Here is a 23104-nt window from a genome sequence, read left to right on the forward strand (position 1 = left end):
TGTCAAAAATTTTTTTTTAACCCTTCGCCGCAGTCCCAAGTACCAATTGGGACTGCATCTTTAAACGAGGGCCATAAACAAAATGAAACTTAGTCTTATTATTTGATCAGCACCTCCTTTCCATATATTTGGAAATGTAGACCATAGGTTCTTTCCAATGCTTTTAATACTGATGATAATTTTACCGTTCGGTTGACACTAAAAAATGCCTTTTCGTTATTTTTAAATCCTGAAGGATATATAAATTTCACATTATACCATCTCTCCACTTCTGGAGCAATATCTACAAACCTAACAGAGGTCCCAGCTAGCATTCCATCCTTCCATGTCGTAAAATCAGAAACGTCGACCTTTGATACTTCAACTTTTCCATTGCCTACTAATGCCTGCTCACCGGGAACTATTTTTGTTTCACTGTTGTTTCCAATCGTATTAACAGAAACTTTACCCGTTACCAAAGTAGTTGCCTGCTTGTCGGTATAAGCCCTCACATTAAAGGAAGTGCCGAGTACTTTAATCCTTTGAATATCCGTGTTAACAATAAATGGATGTGCCTTGTCATGTGCGACATCAAAATAACCCTCGCCTTTCAATTTTACCTCTCGTGTATTTTCAGTAAAATGTAACGGATATTCAAGTTCTGATCCAGCGTTTAACCATACTTTAGTACCATCAGGAAGATTAATGGCATATGTTCCACCATTTGGGGTTTGTAATTTGGCGTATTGGATGTTCTCAGAACCAGCAATCACTTTACCGTCCTTATAAGAAATTCCGTCGGAAGTAATAGCAATCTGATCATGAATTTCATCAAGATTAATTGACTGACCTGATGACAAAGTTAAAACGGCTCTGTTCTTCCCAGGCATTACATCCTCAAATGCAAAATCCTTCTGACGGTCAAGTTTGGAATTTTTGAAATAAAACCAGCTACTAATTGATAAAGCCAGTATGATAGAAGCAGCTACAGCAAACCATTTTCTTATTGGAGAAATTGAAGCATTGTTAGTTCTTATTCGATCATTTACAATTTTAAGCTGCTCTTGGGTATCTGTAGAATGAAACACTTGCAGAGAATCAGTTAACTCTCCTTCATTAGTAAGCTTATTAAACAGTTCTCTATTACCATTCTCCCGCAGCCAAAGGTTTAAGAACTGCATTTCATTATCATCCAAAGAAGTTCCTTTGATATGCTTATGAATAATACCGGTAATTTTATCTATATGTTCGAAGTTACCTTCCATGTACCTATTTTTCTATAGAAACGGAAAATGGTATTGGCTTCTCTAAAGATTTTAATAAAAAAATAAAATTATTATAAAGTGGCTAATAAAAGCGTGATTCCGGCCCCACTAAGCCCTTTTTGAAGAATAGAAATTGCTCTTGCCTTTTGATTGTTTACTGTACTTACGGTAATACCGAGCTCTTCCGCAATCTCTTTTGCATCCATACCATACACGAAGAAACGCTGCATAACCTCCCTGCATTTTGTTGGCAGAGTTTCAATAGCCTGGCTAACCTCACGAAGTACTTCAGCATAGATTATTTCGCGGACAATGGATGATTCGTCTTCCTCATTAAAATTCTGCACGAATTTATTGTAGCGGCGAATCCTAACCTGCTCTTTGGCTATATAGTCAAAACAAGCATTTTTTGTGGTTATATATAGAAAAGCCCGAATTTTTTCAATGGAGGAAAAAGATTCCTTGCGATCATAAAACTTGATAAAAACATCCTGAACAATTTCCTCAGATTCATCCAGTCCAGTATTGTACAAAAGTCTCTTGGAAAAGAAAATAAGCGCCGGATGGAACATCCTAAATAGTTCATTAAAGGCCGTTTGGTTCCCATTGTGCAATCTCTGCAGCAACAGCTCTTCGTATGGCTTTTCAACGGGCTTCATAATTTATTTACTGGTAAGAGCAGGTAAATCTACTAATTAGCTTTAAAAAAATGAAAAATATTTAAAACGCTATAAAAAACAGACCGAAAATTTAATTGAAGTAATTATCTAAGATTATTCTATTTCATGACTTAACTGTTTCTTCTCCGATTCCAACTCTTTTTGTCTTTCTTTTATGAAATCTGTTGGTCTTATTCCGTTAATTTCCTGAAATAAATTGGAAAAATTTGATCTTGATGCAATCCCACATTCATCAGCAAGGGTTTCGATTTTATAGTTCAGGTATTTTCGATCATTATATAATTTACCAGTTATATAGCGAATCCTTAGTTCACCAAGATATTTGTTAAAATTCATCCCCTTAAGATCATTAATAACCTGAGAAAGATAAAAAGTATTGGTGTCAAACTTTTTAGCTAATTTATTTAAAGTCAGACCGTGTTCAATATATCCTATTTTCTTTTCAAAATTATCCAGCTTTGAAGCTAAACTCTCAACAATTTTAGGGTCAATACCAACACTTTGAATGTCTTTAACTTTTGTAATATCTGAAATACTATTTTTAGATTCTTCTCTTATGATTTTCTGAGTAAGAAGGTCATAACTTTTCTTTATCTTTTTATTTTCAATATACCATATCATTGCGATAATAACACCAGTGATCGCAATCAGCCCAAAAGAAATGTTTATCCATTTACTTATTACTGAATTCCGATCAAGCCGCTGCTTCTCTTCATTCAGCCTTTTCGTATCAAACTCACGATGAATCTTTGAAGATAGATAGGTAAAATCTTGGGAAATAAAATTATCCGCTTTAAGCAGTTCGGTTGTATAATAAAGTTCTTTTTTTGAATTATTTTCCTTTTTATAATACTTTATCAAAAGTTCATAACTACTTCTAACTTCAGGAAGTATAAATCCCCTAGCCTGAAATACGGAATCGACTTTTTCAAAGTAATTTTTTGCTTGATTCTTTTGATCTAAATCTAAAAATGATTTTCCAATATAAGAATAACAAACTGTCGCCCATGCAAAATCATTAACAGATGAAATCGATTGCAAAGAGGATTTTAAAGCTATGATTGCTTCTTTAAACTGTTTTTTACGAAAGAGCTCTATTCCCCTTTCTTTAAGAAAATATCCGTATTCCTGATTATATTCATTATTGTTAAAAGTTGATTGTAGCCCAATATTAATAAGTGAATCAGCCTTTTTGAAATTACCTAAGTTCCTATAACAAACGATCATCTGATGCATACTATTGAAATAGCCCCGTTTATATCCATAGATGATATTGGGATGCATGACTTTTTTAGACTCATTTTCAAAAAATGCACTGGTCTGTTTAAAATTTACCAGAGATTCGTTGTAAAAGCCTATATAACTTTTCACTACCCCTATAAGATATACGAGCCTATTTCTGTGATATGGATCGGATCCCTCTCTTAAGTATTTGCAGGCTTTAAGATATTCATCCAATGCAAGCTTATATTTTTTGAATTGAAAATAGTAAACAACTCCCTTTTCCAGATAAGCCTCGCTGATAAGCTGATCGTCATGACTTAATTTTGCAACAATAATAGTGCTGTCTGCATATTTTAGCTTATCTGAGGGCAGCGGTGAATAACGCACTGCATCACTATACCCCTGGAATAACTTAGAATATTCCTTTTCATTTTTAGATCTGTTAATATACTGCTTTATAAATGGCAAAGCCTTAGGATCATTCTCAGCGAAGTTTTCATAATTTCTTCTTATTAGATAGTACTCACTGTAGTTTTTATTTTCGGCAAGAAGGCATACGCTATAAAAATTCAACAGAATGAAAACAAACCAAGCAAATTTGATTTTCATGGATTCGAAATTTTCTACCTTAAATTTAGAAAAATTACGATTGTATACCTTGCAAATTCCCGTAATAATGAATAATCATCATATACCTCTACAAGAAACTAATTACCAAATATTTAAATAGGTGCCAATTTATAAATTAGCACGTACTAATTTTTAAATGAGCCCATCATAGGGTTTCAGAACCGACAAAACACGTCTACTTTCGAGTTCAGAATTCTAAAAATACCTGGCCGGGATAATCTTAAACAATATTAAAATGAAAAAGACTATCTCAATAATTTTAAACTTAATCGGAATACTATCAGTAACCTCTTGTAGACAAGATGATGCTACCCTAAATGAACCATTAAAAGATACAATACAATCAAATAGACCCGAAAATTTAAAAACATCAGACAGTACCTCCATTTCAAATTTTTCCGAATTGGATGAAGACATCACCTTAGGTGAAACAGGTGATGGTGATCCACCTCCAAAGAAAGGCGGACAATGGAGAAATGCCGATTAAAAATTGATTAAAATAGCTTTTACTAAATTATCTTTTTACTGCGCCACAATTATAAATGGAAGTTCTTAAAACGAAAGAATAAAAGACTTTAATTTAATTTCATACCCATTTGTACAATTTGAAAATATAAATTTAGTACAGATGGGTTATCTATAAACAAATTTTATAGTAGGCGGTTTTATTTAAAATTTTATAAAAAATCAAATTATAATCGCTTATATCCCTTAATTACAGAATCCTTACCTATTTTGGAAAATCAGAAGGTTAGCAAAACGAAAATACTTTTTTCATTTTTGAATTGGAAAAAAGTGTTAAATTTAAGTACATGATTTCAGTCAAGTGAATCATAAAAAGCTATTAACCTAAAATCTTAAATTATGAGTTCTTTTAAAATTCTATCAAGAACCTTAATAATCTATTGCATTACTTTCCTATGCGGAATATTTATGGCTTATGGTCAAAACTTATCCATTCAAGACAAGATTATAAACTTTGCTATAAAAAAAGAAAATAGTAAAGTAATCCAATTGGTAGATTCTGCTAAAATTGATGTTCAAAAACCTATTTATCAAAATTTTAGTTTGCTTGATATTTCTTTATTCTGCAATAATGAAAGCTTGGTCCAGGAATTATTAAACCGAACTAAAGAACTGGATCAAAATATTTATCATACTTCTGTTATGGTAGGAAATCCAAACAATATTAAAGCGATATTAAATAAAATGATATCGACAGAAATTTATGATTATCTAGAATATGATCTGTTAAGTCCTATATCAGAAAACACAAGATTATCCATTGTTGATGTGATAGCACATAGGATTCCTGAAGATTCTATTGATTTTGATATGGAATATAGAGATCCTGACCAAAAAAGTATCGATTACCTTATTGAAAAATTCAATATTACATTTTCAAATGATCAAATCAACAAATCTCTTGCAGAGTTCACGCTAGAATCTATATTAAAACTGGATATAAAGAATCCCTCTACCGATGAATTGTATAAAAAGTACTTAGTAAACGGTGACCTTAAAGGTAAACTTGAGGATGGTAATACATTTACGACATTAGCCTTAGAAAAAAACAATAGGGCTATTTTCGAGATCTTATCACGAAATGGATATTCTCCAAAACTAGATCTAATCAAAATCAATAAGGTTGAAGACAAAGACTTTCTTTTAGGACTCATGGTAAAGAAACAATTGATTGATCTTGATCCCCAAGGAAAAGCTTTAAGCATAAATAGATCCTGGAAATTACCGGACACTAGAATAACAATTCCAGGACCCAATGAAAATGACAAGAAATTTGATCAGATTGTAAAGAGTAACGCAACAAACGACGCAGTTTTTGGAAATAGCTCGATCTTAATGCAGGGCACAATAGTACCTTTCACACTTCAGATATTTAATTCAAGACCTGCAAAAATGACTAGAGTGCTATTTGACCTAAACTTTAAACGGATTGAACATTTTAGCGGTTGGGACAAACAGTTCAAAATATCCATACCCAAATCAGATACTTTGAGCTGGGGTTCTTACCATACGGTTAGAATAAAAAACCTAGGTACCAGTTCTGAAGGAAATAACCTGGGATCTAATAAATTATATATTTACAGAGAAGGAGTGGTAATTGATACGATCTACGAAGGAGACCAGAGGGATTTTAGTAGAGCTTTAGGTGGCTTGGAAGTTTACAGCACGATGGATTTGAACAGTGCGTTTGGAAACCAAATTATCTATGCGCACCAGGAGCACAAGAAATTACCCTCCTGTAATATAGAAACAAGACTTAATCTTTACCAAAAAATCTTGGGAGCGATGATAGCACAAAGAGATATTTCGAGAGGACAAGGTATATTGCATGATGCTACAACTGCAAGAAGATTATATTCAGAACAGCTCCTTGAAGCCAGAGCCCCGGATATTGTAAACGGAGAACTTCGACTAGCCATGAAAAACCTTGCAGAGCAGTCGTATTTTAATAGCAGTTTTACTAACTATGTTTATCAACTTATTTTAGATTCGGAGGTTCCTGATGCGCTTAATCCGTTTTTATCCAGTTCAGATCTACAAGTGCGCCAACAGGCCGAAAAATTAGCAAATGCTATTGATAAAAAAGACGAAGCATTGAAGATTCTAGAAGCTGAAAACATCAATAATTACCTTTCAAAAATTAGCCAAGTAAAAGGACTTATTTATGAACTGGCTCAATATTGTTCCAAAGAAAAGCTCAGCAAGTACTTAAATGATAATATTATGAGTTTAAGCTCCGGGTTAAGAAAGTCCTTTCAAGAAAATTCCAAAAATAGTCTGACCTTACTTTCTGTCAATAGGGACGATCTAGATGGAAAAGGAGAAATGATTTTAAAATTTTTTAGCTTATGAAATCCTTAATATCATTTTTATTCATATTAATTTCAGTCCAAGCTTATTCCCAAACTGAATATACATTTGGGGATGACATGATGGATTTTGTAAAAAAAGATGCCTATAAACTTTCATACGATCAGCTTACTCCTGATTTTACTGGTAGATCGTTGAACGGTTTTCAAATTACTTTGGACAAAGCCAGAGACAATGCCAATAAAACCTATGTAGTCCTGTCCGATGCAAGTAATCAACTGAATAAGAATATTACGCTGATTAACGTTTTAAAAAACTCACTTTCCAACCCAAATAGTACTTTATCAGTGTCCCAAATAGCTGAATTGGCTTCGGCAGTCAGTTTTACAAAAGAGCTATGTTTTAAGCTCATCCAGCAACAGGAAATGACCAAAGTATCCATACAAAATCTAAAAAGCTTAGATAAAACATTAGATTGGGTTTCTTTCAAAAATTTACAACTTGATAAGGTTCCTTATTTTTTTATTATGAATTCCATTGGTGGAACAAAACCTGATTTTCAAATGTCAATCAGCTTATCAGTTTCACAAACAGAAGGAGGACAGGAAAATGAAAATTCAGCTAATATGGGCTTTTTCCTTTTTGATCTCTATAGATCTTATGTAGATGATAAAAATTACAAAAAACAGGCAAAGAAGTACCAAGAAGCGCTCAATTTGTTACCCTCAAAACTTCCAGCAGACACAACCTGTTTTAGAATTTACAAAACAACCTTTGAAAGTGTCAAAAAACTATATCAAGAAGAACATAATAATTTGAAATCACATGTAGATTCCTTAGACCAAAACATTAATTCGGCTTACATAGCACTTCAAAACTATAAGGAGTTTTTTGAAACCAGCTTGCTTGATGATAGAGTGAAGTCGGGGTTTAAATCTTTAAACCTAAACTCTTTTTCGCCGGAGTCTTCATACTATATCAGTAAAAGAGCAAGGGAAATTATGCAATCTCGAACGTATGTAACTAATCTAAAAAATCAAGTCTTATATACAGGAAAAAGTCTAGGAACTTCCATTACATTAGACAACATGATGGAGATCTGTAAAAATATGACAGAAGTCATCAATAACACTAAAACTGAACCATTATATCTCGCCCTGACTAACTATTTGGACAATCATTTAAAGTTTTTCAAAGACAATCAAACCTTTGCTGAAAATCTACTAAAAAATAACTCGGAAACTGAAAATAAGGCTCAAAATAAAATGTCTATTAGTGATAATCTACTTTTTAGCCTAGAAAATGAACAAATATTATTGGAAGAGATATCTTACACTCAAATTAATAATTTAAAATTAATGTCTTATTATGATGACGGGTTAAGTTTAGCGCTCAAATGGCCATATTCTAGTGGCTCAATGCCAGTACAGGAAAACTATGCAACTTCTGGTTCAGGTGTATGGGAAAGAGGTACTGATGGTGCATTTATTAGGGACAGTAGAAATCCTGGTCAAGGCCAGATTGGAAAAACAAGAACTAACCTTATGGAAAGGACAAAAGAAGTTGAAAAAAATTCTGCTGAGGCCAGACAGATTGCCTTTTCAAATCAAGCCGTAAGAAATACGGAAATTATAAAACAAAACTTAAAAGTTGCTGAGGTAAATAAAAATATAAAGATTTCTAAAACTGCTTTGCCTAAGGTTAAACTAGAATTTGATTTACCAACCCATAGATGGGATGTACTTTCTTCGGTAGAAGATAGGTTAATCAGTCCCGGCTCCATCAATAAGCAAATAGATTGGGAAGAAAACCAAACCAAAGAATTTCTAAAATCAGAAACTGTGCTTTGGAAACCCGGTGAAAAAGACCAATATCAAAAGAAATCTGAAGAATACTTAAAATATGCCAAGGCATTGGAATTGGCAACATTTGAAGGATTATCCAAAGCAATGTTAACTGCAGCCACAACAATGAGGTTAGATAAAGGTGGATACTTAAAGGAAACTCCAAATTTACCTGCTTTTGATATTCCCTTTATTCCTTATTTACCTTATGTCCCTCTAGACGTTAAAAGAATTTCCGAAAGAAGTCTCAACTATTCTATTATTGACGAAAAACTTGGAGATAAATGTTTATGGTTTAAAGCAGCCACATTAGTTACAAGTGCAGGTGAATTGGGATTAATTGAAACTGTTGAAGACATTAACAATAATTTAGGGAATATATTTTCATTTCATCCGGCCTTACATTTTCTAAAAGGAGGAAATGAGTTTCTTTATGCCGGAAACATTCAAAATGGTACAGCCATTATTAATGGAGAGTTAACAGGTAGCTTCACCACTCCTAATGGCAAAACTATTATGCTCGATGGATTAACGGGTAAGCAACTTGACTACGCGCTTATTGAATTTGAACAGTCAAAGGTTCAAGAATATATCGGAGTTTTTAGAGATAAAAATCCTAATATCAATATGATTTCAATATTTGCCGTTATTAACAGCTCAATGCAACATACATTACGTAAAGAAGTAATTAAAAAAGCAATGTTTGTGGGGTTCAACTTTGCTGATTATAATGATAGGGTAAAACTTGGCCAAAGAATCATTGATATCCTTTATGAAAATAAACAAAAAGAGTTAATTCATCAAAATAATTAATACTTACAAATAGGTTTTGTCAAATCAATTTCGCATAAGGGATAGCAGCGGAAATCCTTTTAAGGATGAAAGCACAAAAAGATTCAAGCGAATAGCCCAGCCCATTTACATGAAATTTTATGAAATACATTTTTATAAAGGATAAAATGTAAAATGGGTACGCTAAAATTACATTTTAATAAAATTCAATCGTGCTTAGGATAATGGAATTATTTTTAATAACCTTTCTTAAAAAGTTATTAATATCAATTCTCCATTTTTAGATTACAACTTATTAATGTAAATAGTCTATAAAAAACCAGTCTGTCGTTGAAATGATTTATCTTTATTTATTACCTGAATTTTATATCGATGAACCTGCGTACCTGCACGATTTAAAGTTACGGCTTTGGCTTTGGTTTTACCACTTATATACGGATAGAAATATCTTCTCCTTAAAATATTGGATTTCGTAATTCTCTGATACGCTCACTTTATTTCTGTCGGATTTTCCTTTTTTAGATTTGTTGTCTGCTATGATTTGATGTTTTAAGAATATATTTTGGTAAATAAAAAAATGCAAATATTACGCCGCTGGTAAATTGATTTTTCCTTTAGCATTAAAGTCATAAAGAAATAGTTTTCCAGTGAGAAAAAAACAATTCCTTAGATACTCGCAAACTTTAATATTCGAAGTTTTAAATATTTAATATATTTGATTAACCAAGAAGCCATGATGACGAAAAGTAAACTAATTAGAAACTCTCTATTAAATAAAGGATTTTTTCCAGAAGTCCTTCCTCCTTGTTTTGTAAGCAACAATTTAGCCCGAAGCTTTAATGGATTAATTAAAGATGTTATAAATAAAAAGCATAACAAAAGGAGTTCTTCGTATATTAGATATAGTGGTACCAAACATGACGGTAACAGACGTTATTATGGAGCAGTTAATCCAATTCCATATTTCTGTTTATGTGATTTTATTGACAAACATTGGCAAGAGATAGAGTTAAAATTACAGCAATCTAAATTTAGTATTAGCAATATAAAATTAGGAGGAGAAGAGGATGACAGAGCGATCTTGGTTCCACCTTTAAGTGAAGTAGTTTCTAAATTGTCGTCACAGATAAAACATTCACCTTATCTTTTAAAAACAGATATCGCACAATTTTTCCCGAGCATTTATACACATTCTATAGTATGGGCTGCACATGGTAGAGAAATAGCTAAAGTTGAAACTTCTAGAAATTCCCAATCTGTATATTTTAACAGTCTTGATTGGTTTATACAACAATGTCAAAATGGGCAAACTCGTGGCGTCATTGTTGGACCAGACGCTTTTCGAATAATAGCAGAATACTTGGTTTGCGATATTGATAATCTCCTTCAACAAAAAGTTGATAATTTAATAATTGGAGGAGTAAGGCATGTTGACGACTACTATTTGGGTATAAAATCAGAATTTGATAGCTCCGTTGTATTGTCAGAATTACGAGATATACTACAGAATTATGAACTTCAAATAAACGACTCTAAAACAAAAGTTTTACCCGGACTATTCCCTGTAGATGATGTTTGGGCACAAGAATTAAGATCAGAAAAGGTTTACAATTCTTTAGTTGAAGAAATTAATTATTTGTTGGACAAGGCTTTTGATATCTCCAATACTACTGGATCTCAAAGTCCCATGAAATTAGCACTTAGAAGATTAGACAAATTTGAGTTATATTATAAACATTATTGGACTGAATTTGAACCTAAACTTCAAAGGATATTGTTCCATTTTCCACACTGTTTAGACTATTTGTGTCTACTTTTGGCAAAGAGAGTAGCAATCGGAAAGTCTATTGATAAAGTTGGTTGGAAAAACATCATAGGTATTATTCTAGATAAATCTATTGGAGCAGCACATCATCATGAAATTGTTTGGCTTCTATGGGTAAGTTTTGTATGTAAAATTGAAGTGTCACAAGATCTTATAATTAGATTATCAAAAATCAATAATTCTTTTGTAAAAAGCATTCTGATAGCTGCGTATAAAGACGGATTATGTGATAATATTAGTTTGATTAAACTAGGAAATAATCTTTCAACTGAAGATGAAACATGGCTACAAAATATTGTTGCCCGTTCTACTGGTTATTCTGGAGCAAAATTTTCAGGTTTATATGCAACTGAATTTGAGCAATTAGTAACTAAAGGAGTAAAATTTATCGACTTTAAAAAACATATGCGCTTAATGGCTGATAGGCACAATGAAGCTATAAGTAAATCAAAATATGGATATGATGCTGACAAAGAGGATGAAGAAGATGATGAAGACTTTTATAATATATTCGATGATGAAGACAGCTGGCCCTTTTAGAAAATTAACGCGATCTCACTCAAATCCCTGGTTAAAAAAAGCCTAAAAACGAAAACTTCGAATTTAGGCTTCCATATACCTATAGAGATTTCAATTCTCTTTCAAGCTTTTCCCTCAGTTCATTATCTTCTACTTTTTCTATTAAATAAGAAGTTATATTTTTTATATTTTCATAATCTCTATGCGTCAAGTTAGAGGCATTAAAATTATGAACAATATCATTTCTTAAATTCCTTAAATAAATAATTTGCTCAAGTTGCTTCGGAGATATTATTTTTCGATCTAAAAGAATCTCAAATTTTTTTCCTAAATACTTAAATTTTCGATTACTTAAGGTTGATATAGTTTCCTTAGTCGGATCGCTTTCTTTATTTAGAACATCTGTTGTTAAGTACGAAGCACTTTCATCAAGCAAAGTCCAATATTTTATAAATTTTTCAAAATTATTTGAAGAAGTCTTAGACAAATTTAAATTAGAAATAAAATTTTTCCATATGTTATTTTCTTTAAAGCTCTGATCATTTATAACAATATCCAACAATTGATTAGAGATAGTTTCTTTATCATCAAGATTTACTAGATTTAAATATTCGTCTAAAATTTTCTTGTCAAAATTCACATCATTTTTTAAGAAATTATTGATTAAATATGTGTTCCCATATTTTACATTTTCATTATTTTTAAACTTATTAAAAATATAATTTGTTAATTCATATTTATCCTCGATTATTGAAGCTTTTTCAGTTCTTGCAGCCATTGCAGATTGTAATCTTTCTAATGCAATTTCACCTGATAACACCAATCCATTAATTTCATCAAGTATTGCTAATTCTTCTCTTGAAAGTTCCCCGGAATATGGTTTATATACTAGATCATGTTCAACTTCAGACCAAGCATGCATTAATACCGATGCTACTTGAATTTCTGCTAATGTATTCTGATATCTATTGATCAAAGCCTCTTCTTTTAATTGAACCCTGTAATGTGTGGCCCAATAGCCTGAAAATCTCTTTGTATATTTAGGAGTATATGTATTATTCGGAAAAACTTTTGTTATTTTAACCTCGAAAATTTCGTTAATTATTTCATCTAAAAGATCTCTTTCAGAAGGAAAATACAATGAAACTCTGATACCTGCTAAATCAACAATATCCTCATAAATTTCAGAAATATTTTCATAATTCTTTTCTTCATTTCTTTTAATAAGTTTGTCTTGGAGCCGTTCCGGTTTTTTAGCCCTAAAAGAAACAATAGCTTTGATACCTCTTTTGAATAGTTGATCTTCTATTTTATTACAAATGATTTGTGCTAACTTTTGATAATAGTCGTATTCTTTATTGTATTGTCTTATAAATTCGGTTATTAATTCCATAAATTTCAGAAAATTACACAGTTAAAGCCGGAGATAATAAATATATTTAATTTATTACTATTAGCTAAACACTTTTTCATAAAATGCTAATCTATAAAAATCTTTCTAATTCTTGCTAAATTTTAAATATTAACATGATAAATCCAAATTATCAAAACTAAATTTGATAAAGATGCCAAAATCTAAAAGTCACCCTTCTGATTTACTTAATTAACTGCTCTATATTTTTCAAATGATTTATTTCTTTTTCAAGTGCCAAAAGAAGTGTTCTTAAATTCGCAGAGCCATCACTCCTGTTCTGAAGTGTTGATTCTAGCTTTTTCATTTCCCGTGAAATAGCTTCGTGTTCAGTTATTGCATATTCTTCAGTTTGCTTTACTGAATAATGACCAAGCATTTCCTTTACTACATGAATAGACACCCCATTATTTAAAGTGATTGTACTGGCAAAAGTACGGCGAGCTTTATGAGTATTGAGAGTTTCGAAAATTCCACATAATTCTGCAATCTCCTTTAAATATTCATTCATTTTTTGATTTGAACGACCTGGAAGAACCGCTCCTCTTTTAATGCATTCAGGATCATTACTGTATTTAGCAATTATCTCAAGAGCTTTGGGTAGTAAAGGAATATCAGTTCCAGATTTTGATTTTTGTCTACTAGACATGATCCACATACTTCCATCATCAGCCTCTTTTATATCGTTCCATTTTAATTGAAAAGCATCAATATAGGATAATCCTGTATAACACTGAAAAACAAATACATCCCTAACTACTGCTAACCTTTTAGATGAAAATACCTTTTCTTCAATCCGCTGTAATTCAGCCTTTGTCAAAGGTTTTTTTATTAACTTTGTTTTCTTACTGGTAAAAAGTTTAAATGGATCTTTAGGAATAATTTCTTTAGCTACTGCGCGAAGTACTATCTTCTTAAAATTACTAATATATTTCAATGAGGTATTGTTCGAACAATTTCTGATAGTTTTTAGGTATAATTCATAATTTTTTACGAATTCATAGTTTAGTACAGAAAACGGAAGATCTTCCCGTCCGTATTTATATTTAATAAACTCTGCTACATGAGAACGCGCCGTGACATATCTTTCGCGAGTTCCATCTGAATACTCGCCAGTCTTAACTAAAGAAGCTATTTCTTCATTATGTTCTTGAAATTCTTCTAATACGGAGTTGTGACGTTTGTACTTACCATTCACAAAATCGATAAGATCAACAGCCGTAATCAACTTATCATTATTTAGCAGTTCTGTCCTATGGCTATTAATCTTTGTCTTAAAAGAATCTAAAAAGAAATTTAGTTCCTTGGCGTCTTCTTTAGTACCAATAGCTTTTTCTTCCTTTTGGTTCCATCTTGTAACATCCCACTGTCTTTTAGTGGAACATTCTTTTGAAATTCCATCTACCGTAATTCGAACATAAACTACGCGGATAGTTCGGCTTTTTTCTCTTGGGCTCTTCAGAAAGAAGCTTAGCCCATAACTTTGTTCTAACATAATCAAACTTTTTAAGGGTTATAAATGTCGAACCAAAGATTCTTTCAGTTGTCTACATGGCATTTTGTGGCACATTTTTGCAAAAACTAAATGTGCCACGAATGTGCCACAAATATTATGAGTGTTTTTGAAAATTTTAGCGATCCCCATAAACAAAAAAATCCTGCAAATCATTGATTTTGCAGGATTTATCTATTTTTTAGTGCTTTTTAAAAACTTTAAAAGTTGCACCTGGCGGAGAGTGAGGGATTCGAACCCCCGAACCTGTGACAGTTAACGGTTTTCAAGACCGCCGCATTCGACCACTCTGCCAACTCTCCGCGACAAAAGTACGAATTTTCACTATCCTACCAAATTTTATTTTATATATTATGCTTATTGAGCTTTTATAAACTGAATATCAGCACTAAATTTTACATCGTCGCTCACCATTACCCCTCCTGTTTCCAATGCAGCATTCCAATTAAGGCCAAATTCTGAACGTTTGATTTTGCCCTCTACAATAAAACCAGCTTTGGTATTTCCCCAAGGGTCTTTTTGGATACCTGCAAATTCTAAATCAAAAACGACCGGTCTAGTGACATCACGAATAGTCAAATTTCCCTTAATTTGTTCATTTTCTAAACTCGTTGCCTCAAAAGTAATGGTGGGATATTTTTCCACATCAAAAAAGTCTGGACTTTTTAGATGTCCATCCCGTTGTTCATTACGCGTATTGATGGACGCAGTGTCAATAACAACTTTCGCTAGGGCATTTTTAAAATCTTCGCCTTCGGCATCAACATCTATTTTAAAACCGTCAAAGTTTCCTTTAACGTTCGTAATCATCATGTGTTTTACTTTGAATTCTATCTCGCTATGTGCAGCGTCTAGTTCCCATTTTCCTTGTGCCATAATTTTATGTTTTTTCTATTTGTTTAACAACACAAAGGTAACAGCAGTTTTATTCATTTTGTTTGACCTAGATCAATAAAATAATCTTGTTGAAAAGCAATCAGTTATTGAAAAACCACAAAAAAAAGTTGGCGATATTTTGGAAATATAACACAAATGTCTACTTTTGCATTACCGAAAGCGACGCGCCAATAGCTCAGCTGGATAGAGCATCGGTTTTCTAAACCGACGGTCTCAGGTTCGAATCCTGATTGGCGTACCAAAAGTGTTAAAAATCGGCCTTAATGATACCATTAAGGCCGATTTTTCATTTTACTAGTTTTGTAACTAGTCAGATCGGGGCCCGTGTTAACGATTTAAAGGCATTTTCTGCCACACCCAAAAACAAATTTAAAACGCGTTTAACATGAGAACCACCAACCAAAAAGTAAAAGTTTCAATAAGACAGCGGACACAAGGAAAAAATCCTGCAAGAGGTTCTGTCCACATACACGTATCTATCGACGGCGTTGCCGACATGATCCCACTCAAGATTTCATGGCCAGTTGACAAGTTCGACAATGGAGTACTCCTCCCACGTGACGGATTTGATGATGACACCCTTTGCACCCAAAATAATTTCCGGATACAAAATGAGCGATCGCGCGTCGATGCACTTGTCTTTAGATATTATGCCCTTGATCGAGCCATTACCCATGAGCTGATCAGGCGCGAGGTATCGCTTAAAATATCAAAAGATGATATCGTCGCATTTATAAAAGGCGAAGGCAGGCAATTGCTCCGCGAGCATCTGATCGAGCACGGAACCTATAAACATTACGTGACCGTGATCGCCCGGATAGAAAAATACTTTAAAGACACCGGATCTTACTGGAAATTTAATACGATCGATGATCACGAACTCCGGATTCACCAGCGCTGGCTTCTGGACAATTTCACACACAATACAACAGCCGGCCATATGCGCGTGATCAAGAAGTTTCTGACTATGGCCGTATCAAAAGGACTCATCCCGGAAAGTCCTGCAGATAAATTGAAAACTTTAAAATATCAGGATGGGATCCGGGAAGTTCTGACAAAAGATGAAATCAACAAATTGTATAATTTTTATATCGAAGATGGCACCGAACTTCTAACTGAATTGGAGCATACCGCACTTCGTCGATATCTTGTGGCCTGCTTTACCGGACTTAGAAAATCAGATATCGAGCAGCTTGATCCACGGCTCCATATCCGAAACAACAATATTCTTCGGTTAAGTATGTTCAAAACTCGTAAATACGGTAAAGTCATTGAATTCACCCTGCCAAAAATTGCTGTGGAACTGATCGGTAAAAAGAGAGGAATTATATTTCCAACGATTGAATCCTATTCGCTGGGTAAAGCATTACGTAGAGCACTGACTAAAGCTGGTATAGACAAATACATGAAATTTCACTCCAGTAGGGATACATTTGCGACCACGTTCATTTTATTAGGTGGTAATCCTGTCGATCTCATGGAAATTTTAGGACACTCCGATCTAAAAACAACCATGATTTACGTTAAGATGGCCAGCGACTCAAAAAGTAAAACAATGCAGTTCTTCGACGACCTCGTAAAATAACAGCAAAAATGTTCCAATTGTTCCAATCGCCCTTTTCGATAATGAAAAGGGCTTTTTTATGGCAATTGCCCTTTTGGAACACTTGGAACGGTCATAGATTATTGAAGCTGCAGCGCTTTCATTGCCCCATCCCATTTCTCCTCGAGCAGTTGATCGGCTAGTTTGGGAACCGCGCGATCCAGTTGAGGATTTAACCACTCTTTGGCTTTTCGTTTCCCAGTCCCCAGCTTGCCCAATGATTTTGGATTGGTACTTTTCTTTTGCCCGGACTTTGTTGTCCAGGTCGAACCTTTTGAACCGGCCACACCTTTTCCTGCCCCTTTATGCAAAAAAGCTAGATAGCGGTGAAATTTAAATGTTATCGTTTCAATCTGACCATAATCCTGCTTATATCTAATTTTGATCGAGTTCTCACCCTCTCCTGTTTGCTGAGTACTGGTGACCATAGCTGCATAGCTGCCTTTAATGGAGGTGATAGTTTCTCCTCCCCAGGCTTTTATTCGATTATTCCACATTTTTAAGAATTTACAGTGTTTTCAATTTTAACTTTCGTATTCTGCGCATTTTCAAATTCAGAAAACAACATGATGACCTTTTTATCACCCATGGCGATCATAGCCTGATAAAGTAGATCCATCTTACTCTCCAGGACTGATGTATCAGAATTGTTCTGAACAATCACTGGAGACTGAGCTGTCAGACTCCCAATTTGATTAATTCTCCCGGCCTCCATCATATCGACGAAATTTGCAATTCGAGGATCACGCAATTGTTCTGAAGAAATCACATATTCCGGCATATGGTTTTCACCTGCAGTAAATTGATTTCCCAATGAGTTAGTAAACAAAGTCGGTTCGTTAACCTTACCCTGAGCTTTCTTTCCTGGAGTAAAACCACCGTGGAAAAATTGTGGTGGTTTTGTAGCTGCAATTACCGCGATCTGTGCAGCTCCTGCAGCAGCTGCAGCTGCTGCCAGGAATACATTTGGCAATGCCTTCGTCACTGCCAAAGCTGTGTTGATCCCGGCCTGAAGTAATGATGCATTTTTATCAGCCTTCCAGGCTTTCAGTTTTTCAGCACGGGCCTGCTTGTCATACTTATCATTGATTGCCTTTTTTTGAGCTTCCGAGAGATTTTTATTAGACAATTCCTTTTCACGCTGCTTCTCGATATTGGATAGGGCTGCATCGAGTTCAGCCTGCCGATTGTTGGCTCCAATTTGAAACAAAGCTCCGGACAAATCCTCTGCAGCTTGGATGGCAGCGTCCTTTATTTTCTTTGCGCGATCCTTATCGGCCTTACCATTCTCCTCATCCTTTTTCTGCTGATATTTAGCGTCGAGAGCGGCCATTGCCTGCTTGAAAAGTTCAGTCTCCTGAATCTCCAGCGAGTACTTTTCTTTAAGCTTTTCTAGCTCGAGATCGTGTTGTGCTTCAATCTCAGCTATTCTCCGTTTATGCTCGTCTTTAACAAATCCGGTGGTACCTGTTTCTAAGACTTTAATTTCCTTCTCGACCCGTTCTCGCTCGCGGATTTTCGATTGAGCAATTTCCCTTTCCCATGCTTCCTGAATTTGTGCCTTTTGAGATTCGTTGGTACCTGCATCTTTCAGCAGCTTCTGATAATGCTCATTAATCCGAATCTGTTCCCGATCCAGCTCAGTGAGCATCTTTTGGCCCATGTCGGAGCGGATTTTGGTTATAGCTTCAGAGATTTCCTTCTCTTGCTTTTCACGCAACTGAGCAATTGCTGATTCCTTATCAGCCTGAAGGAAAAGAACGCGCCCCTCAGCTTCCAATCTCTCCTGCTCACTCGCCCCTTTCTTGTCACGGAAACCTTCCCAGGCTTCGATGAGTTTATCATACTTTGCCTGCTCAAGAGCTATTTCCTTATCATTTTCAGCAAGCTGATCCTGGTAGCGTTGTGCGTTAAACAGTTTTTCCTCGTCGACTAGTTTTTCATAGAGCTTTTGCGCAGCTTCTCGATCTTTTTCTTCCTGGCTTTTCTTGGGCTTTTTATCTGGAGAAACAATTAGTGCATTCCCTTTATTTATTTCCGGTTTTTTATCAACGTTATCATTAGCTTTTTTTGCGGCGTCACTTATACCATCAAAATATTCTATAACACTTTTCATTTGAGGAGTAAGTTCTTGGTGATATACATCCCGGAGAGAAACAGCGGCTTTATATGCCTGCCCCATCATCCTAAGATTTTCATCATTCCCAGTCTTGATCGCTCCTTTTGCCATCCGATTATCAAACCAGGTATTATTGGGATTATTTGCGTCTTTTAATCCTTGATTAGCTTTTTCTTGAGCTTGTTTCGCTAGTTTGATATATGTATCAAATTGAGTTTTCTGATCACTTATATTATCTCTATTCTGTAACTCGAACAGCTCTCTTTGAGCTTTTGTAAATGCACGAACCTTCCCTGTATTGATATCCATGGCGCGACCGTATTCGCCCCATTCGGTCACGGCTGTAGGAATGAGCACTGCCAATTGGTCAATAACTTTGCGAAGTTCTTCCTGTTCAGTCTTCGTTAAGGTGGTCTTTCCTTTTAGCTCCTCATAACGTGTTACTAGCGGAGATGTTGATTTTTCGAGACTTATAACGCCTTCCTCTTGCTTATGGAGCGCATTATTCATATCCTCTATTCCGTCACGGGAAACCAATAACCAATCGGTAAGAATGATCAATCCTTCGGTGGCAGCGGTCAACCATTCTCTCATTTTGGAATTTTCCCAAATGGTAGCCCAGCGGTTTGAAAGCTTATCAATAGTCCCTGCAAGGTTGTTATTAACGGTATCAAATTCGGCTGTAATTGAAGTTCCGTCCTGGAAGCTTTGGTTAGCTTCATCTTGACGCTGTCTCAACAAGTCAATATTATTAGCTAAAGATCCAATAGCTGCACGTCCTTCAGCTCCGGTAATATCCAAAGCTTTCATATTTTTGGCAAGTTCCGCAATACCTCCACCGGTATTTTTTGATGCATCTAACACGCGCATCATAGCTTCATTTGCATCATCTCTCAGAAGATTAGCGAACGCCTGGACCTCCATTCCAGCAATCTTTGCATATCGAGGAACATCACTACCAAGGCCCGTAATGAATTGGCCAATGGCTGTGGAGGAAACTTGAACCTTTTGACCCAATTCATCCATCACAGAAGCCATTCCAAGTACATTAGGCAGCGATATTTTAGCGGCAGGTGCTATACCAGCCAACTTCGCAGAAAATTCAATAAGATTTTTCTCATTAGCAGTCCCGCTTGCTCCAAGGTCGTTGATTGCTGAACCTACTTTTAATAGTCCTGATTCGATACCGAATTCGTCCTTTACCTTGAAAATATCAAGTAGTTTACCGAGTTCATTTACGGCTTCCTCGGTCCCTCCGAGATCCTCTCCCAGCGCAACACCAATTTTATCTGCAGCACGAACAAAACCCTCCACATCTTCGACTGTAGAATAACCCAATTTACCAGCAACCTGAGCTAAGCCTAGCAGTTCATCTTTTGCCGTCCTAGTATCAATTTTTTGAAGGGATCTATTTACGGCTTCAACCTGGACTTCAGTTAATCCAGTGGTTTTCATAACCCCGGCAAACGAATCAGAAAGTTTACTGTTTTGAGAAATAATGTTCTTAGCAACATCGATGAAAGATCCACCTATGGTAGCACCGATTGCCAATTTGGCCAACTCAGCAAGCTCGCCCTTGAGATTAAAGAAACTTTCTCGCGTGCCCTCGGCTTCGTCTCGCAGGCTCTTCAGACGATCCTTGACCTGATCAAGGATTTTACTTTTCTCAGCGAATTCCTCTGATCCCCTGGGCAACAATGCCAATTCATTCCGCAACCTCGTGGCTGAGGCTTTAAGCTGCTTTAACGTGTCGTCAGCTGCATTTGCATTGAGGTAAATATTTACCCCTCTATTTTCATTATTCGAAGCCATGCAACGAAATTCCTTCCGGAATTTTTGCATGAAACGACAACGGCCCCTGGAAGGAGCCGTCTACCAAAACTATAAAACTTGATTAATAAGGAATGTATTGACCATCTAGCTGAACAACCCAGTGACCCATGATTTCAAATTTATCATGCAATAAAGAAGGATCGCTTACCACATAATACATTAGGGCGTCCCTTCCGTTATACCTCCACCAATATCGATCGACATTTGAAGCCAGGACAACAACATTCTCAGATACTACATAATCATTATAAGGTCCCTCTTCCCGGATGGACTGATCATCAAAATTGACGATTCTCCTGTCAACATGTACATTGAGTTTATTTACAGAGAGAGCAGGAATAGAAGTTTGACTGTCCTGGTATAACTCTAATATGAGATCAGCATAAGTTCGATAGCTATTGCCGTTAGGTTTATTCTTTAACAGGACCTTAGCATAAAGCTTTCCTTCCGGATCAATCGTCTCTGGAGAATTGACAACCACCCTAAATCCGGATGCTATTGCATTTAGATCATAATGTGGATAACAGATCACCTTCGCATCGATGCGCTCAGAATTATTCGCCGGCTCAAATGTAACCTTGTCGATCAGTGCCTCTACTTTGGCTTTATTTACATCCGCAATCAGCAACTTTTGCAGTGGATTAATAGCCATAAACTGAATAACATCAAACTTTGCTGAGATTTCCACCTGTTCAGAGATGCAGTAATAAGCATACCATGCCAAAGAAAAACGATTGATTACCCCCTTTTCACCGCCCAGAGCTAGCGAATTATTAAATGTTCTATTAAGATTGCCGATATCATCCGCTGTAGCTTCAGCGATCCATACTGGACCGCCAAATCCGACCGAACCTTTATAGGAAAGCAGCCGGAAAGCAAAAGAATTTTTGCCATAGGTATTATCTGCATTGTATGCCGGCATCTCGGATAGAGCGACCCCATAGCAATTGCCCATCTGAGTCTTCCGGGGCAACCTTACATTTTCAATATCCCAAAGTTTATCAGCCCACATAAACGGCCGGCCAATAGCCATCTCCACTTCTTTAAATGAATCCGTATACCCCACAATGACCGATCCTTCATATGGCAGCACCTTGTACATTTCATCTGCATCATCTACTTTAGCAAGCAATTTATAGGCACTAATTGACTGCCTTTTTATCGACACAGAGTCTTTGATCTGCATACCGGATATATCCAACCGGTTAGGTTCGGACAATATCTTGGTAGCTTTCTCAAAGTAGGCCTTTTTGGTCTGTGAGTCAAAATAGATCATCACCCGATGATCATTGCGCAGCGCCTTGAAAAAATCTGCAATGGATAACTTCGGCAAATGCTGCGCAGGGTTTATCATACCATTTGCCAAAATATCATCGCCAGTCCTAGTGCCGGTATTATCTATGATCAGCGATTTTATAAAACTGTCATCCAAATAAGATCCATCAGCCTGAAATCCGAGATAAGTACACACTTCTTTGATCACCCAGGTCAAGTAGAAAAATGCACCATACAACCTAGTTCCCCCTTTTATTGCATACCCATCCGAAAAATCATTGATTACAGACTGTTCGAAATCAACACCATTCGAGCCATCATTTTTAGTCTTGAGCTCGCCATCGGCCATAGGATTAAAATAGGTCGGCATACAAAATGGATAGACGCCGATAGAGCTATTTATAGCTACAATTTTATCATTGATCCCTGCTCCAGGTCCATCGATCCGGATCGATTTATGAGAAACAAACTTTGAATTTACCGTCGTGGTGAATACTTCAGCAATTGTCTTATCCCTCATTAGATCAGCCACAATTGAATTGTCAATCGTCAAATAACCTTCGTATTTGCTTCGAGCGGAAATATCGTACTCCAGTTTCGCGCGCTTCCAGGACATTCCCAGGAGCGAAATATTCACATCGATGGACTTTCGGCCAAGCCGGTTCTCAAGGAACCGGCCATAGCCCAAAGCCATATCATTTTTCTCCGTCGGCGGAAAAGTCACCGGATACGTATAGGATCCCTTCAAAACAGTCTCCTCATTAAATGTCGTCGCAACGAATTCAACGGTCAATTTACTGTCTGGGGAAACATCCAGCACGACGCCATCATCCGTAATAATTGCAAATGGTAGAGTCATT

The 23104-nt window shown here is 35.6% G+C and carries 14 protein-coding genes and 2 tRNA genes; 6 read left to right on the plus strand and 10 right to left on the minus strand.

Annotation, left to right across the window (positions count from 1 at the left end; all coding sequences use genetic code 11):
- Positions 1-98: 98 nt before the first annotated feature.
- From B4Z90_RS07950 to B4Z90_RS07960, 3 genes are all read right to left on the minus strand, one after another.
- The gene (locus B4Z90_RS07950; RefSeq protein ID WP_286801838.1) at positions 99-1244 is read right to left on the minus strand and encodes a FecR family protein; all 1146 of its coding nucleotides are present in this window, start codon (positions 1242-1244) and stop codon (positions 99-101) included.
- 71 nt (positions 1245-1315) lie between these two features.
- On the minus strand, positions 1316-1903 hold the full coding sequence (locus B4Z90_RS07955) for an RNA polymerase sigma factor (RefSeq protein WP_286801840.1): 588 nt from the start codon (positions 1901-1903) through the stop codon (positions 1316-1318).
- A 114-nt stretch (positions 1904-2017) separates the two neighbouring features.
- A complete protein-coding gene (locus B4Z90_RS07960; protein WP_286801841.1) occupies positions 2018-3757 on the minus strand; it encodes a helix-turn-helix domain-containing protein in 1740 nt (579 codons plus the stop codon).
- Positions 3758-4013: 256 nt separating this feature from the next.
- On the opposite strand from B4Z90_RS07960, the gene B4Z90_RS07965 reads away from it, so the two are divergent.
- The 4 genes from B4Z90_RS07965 to B4Z90_RS07980 all read left to right on the plus strand — a co-directional run bounded on the left by B4Z90_RS07965 (position 4014) and on the right by B4Z90_RS07980 (position 11614).
- Complete coding sequence (locus B4Z90_RS07965; RefSeq protein WP_286801843.1) at positions 4014-4265, plus strand: hypothetical protein; 252 nt, start codon at positions 4014-4016, stop codon at positions 4263-4265.
- Positions 4266-4642: 377 nt separating this feature from the next.
- Positions 4643-6655, plus strand: coding sequence for a hypothetical protein (locus tag B4Z90_RS07970; RefSeq protein WP_286801845.1), 2013 nt, complete (start codon positions 4643-4645; stop codon positions 6653-6655).
- A complete protein-coding gene (locus B4Z90_RS07975) occupies positions 6652-9270 on the plus strand; it encodes a hypothetical protein (protein WP_286801846.1) in 2619 nt (872 codons plus the stop codon). The genes B4Z90_RS07970 and B4Z90_RS07975 overlap by 4 nt, the downstream gene beginning before the upstream one ends.
- A gap of 712 nt (positions 9271-9982) precedes the next feature.
- A complete protein-coding gene (locus tag B4Z90_RS07980) occupies positions 9983-11614 on the plus strand; it encodes an RNA-directed DNA polymerase (protein ID WP_286801848.1) in 1632 nt (543 codons plus the stop codon).
- Positions 11615-11693: 79 nt separating this feature from the next.
- Here the strand turns inward: B4Z90_RS07980 and B4Z90_RS07985 are convergent, their stop codons facing one another.
- The 4 genes from B4Z90_RS07985 to B4Z90_RS08000 form a co-directional block, all read right to left on the minus strand.
- On the minus strand, positions 11694-12986 hold the full coding sequence (locus tag B4Z90_RS07985; protein WP_286801849.1) for a GTP pyrophosphokinase: 1293 nt from the start codon (positions 12984-12986) through the stop codon (positions 11694-11696).
- Positions 12987-13188: 202 nt separating this feature from the next.
- Positions 13189-14499 carry a site-specific integrase gene (locus B4Z90_RS07990; protein ID WP_286801850.1) on the minus strand — a complete coding sequence of 437 codons (1311 nt, stop codon included), beginning with the start codon at positions 14497-14499 and terminating at the stop codon, positions 13189-13191.
- A gap of 232 nt (positions 14500-14731) precedes the next feature.
- A tRNA-Ser gene (locus tag B4Z90_RS07995) sits at positions 14732-14819 on the minus strand.
- Between the two features lie 55 nt (positions 14820-14874).
- Complete coding sequence (locus tag B4Z90_RS08000) at positions 14875-15393, minus strand: YceI family protein (RefSeq protein WP_115048496.1); 519 nt, start codon at positions 15391-15393, stop codon at positions 14875-14877.
- A 185-nt stretch (positions 15394-15578) separates the two neighbouring features.
- Between B4Z90_RS08000 and B4Z90_RS08005 the strand changes: the two genes are divergently transcribed.
- Positions 15579-15655 (plus strand) — tRNA-Arg (locus B4Z90_RS08005).
- A gap of 144 nt (positions 15656-15799) precedes the next feature.
- Positions 15800-16999 carry a tyrosine-type recombinase/integrase gene (locus tag B4Z90_RS08010; protein WP_286801851.1) on the plus strand — a complete coding sequence of 400 codons (1200 nt, stop codon included), beginning with the start codon at positions 15800-15802 and terminating at the stop codon, positions 16997-16999.
- A 98-nt stretch (positions 17000-17097) separates the two neighbouring features.
- Here the strand turns inward: B4Z90_RS08010 and B4Z90_RS08015 are convergent, their stop codons facing one another.
- From B4Z90_RS08015 to B4Z90_RS08025, 3 genes are all read right to left on the minus strand, one after another.
- On the minus strand, positions 17098-17514 hold the full coding sequence (locus tag B4Z90_RS08015; RefSeq protein ID WP_153848582.1) for a hypothetical protein: 417 nt from the start codon (positions 17512-17514) through the stop codon (positions 17098-17100).
- A 2-nt stretch (positions 17515-17516) separates the two neighbouring features.
- The gene (locus B4Z90_RS08020) at positions 17517-20948 is read right to left on the minus strand and encodes a phage tail tape measure protein (protein ID WP_286801853.1); all 3432 of its coding nucleotides are present in this window, start codon (positions 20946-20948) and stop codon (positions 17517-17519) included.
- A gap of 82 nt (positions 20949-21030) precedes the next feature.
- Positions 21031-23103 carry a hypothetical protein gene (locus B4Z90_RS08025; protein WP_286801854.1) on the minus strand — a complete coding sequence of 691 codons (2073 nt, stop codon included), beginning with the start codon at positions 23101-23103 and terminating at the stop codon, positions 21031-21033.
- Between the last annotated feature and the right edge of the window lies 1 nt (position 23104).

It is taken from the genome of Sphingobacterium sp. UBA5639 (assembly GCF_002421245.1).
Lineage (GTDB): Bacteria > Bacteroidota > Bacteroidia > Sphingobacteriales > Sphingobacteriaceae > Sphingobacterium > Sphingobacterium multivorum.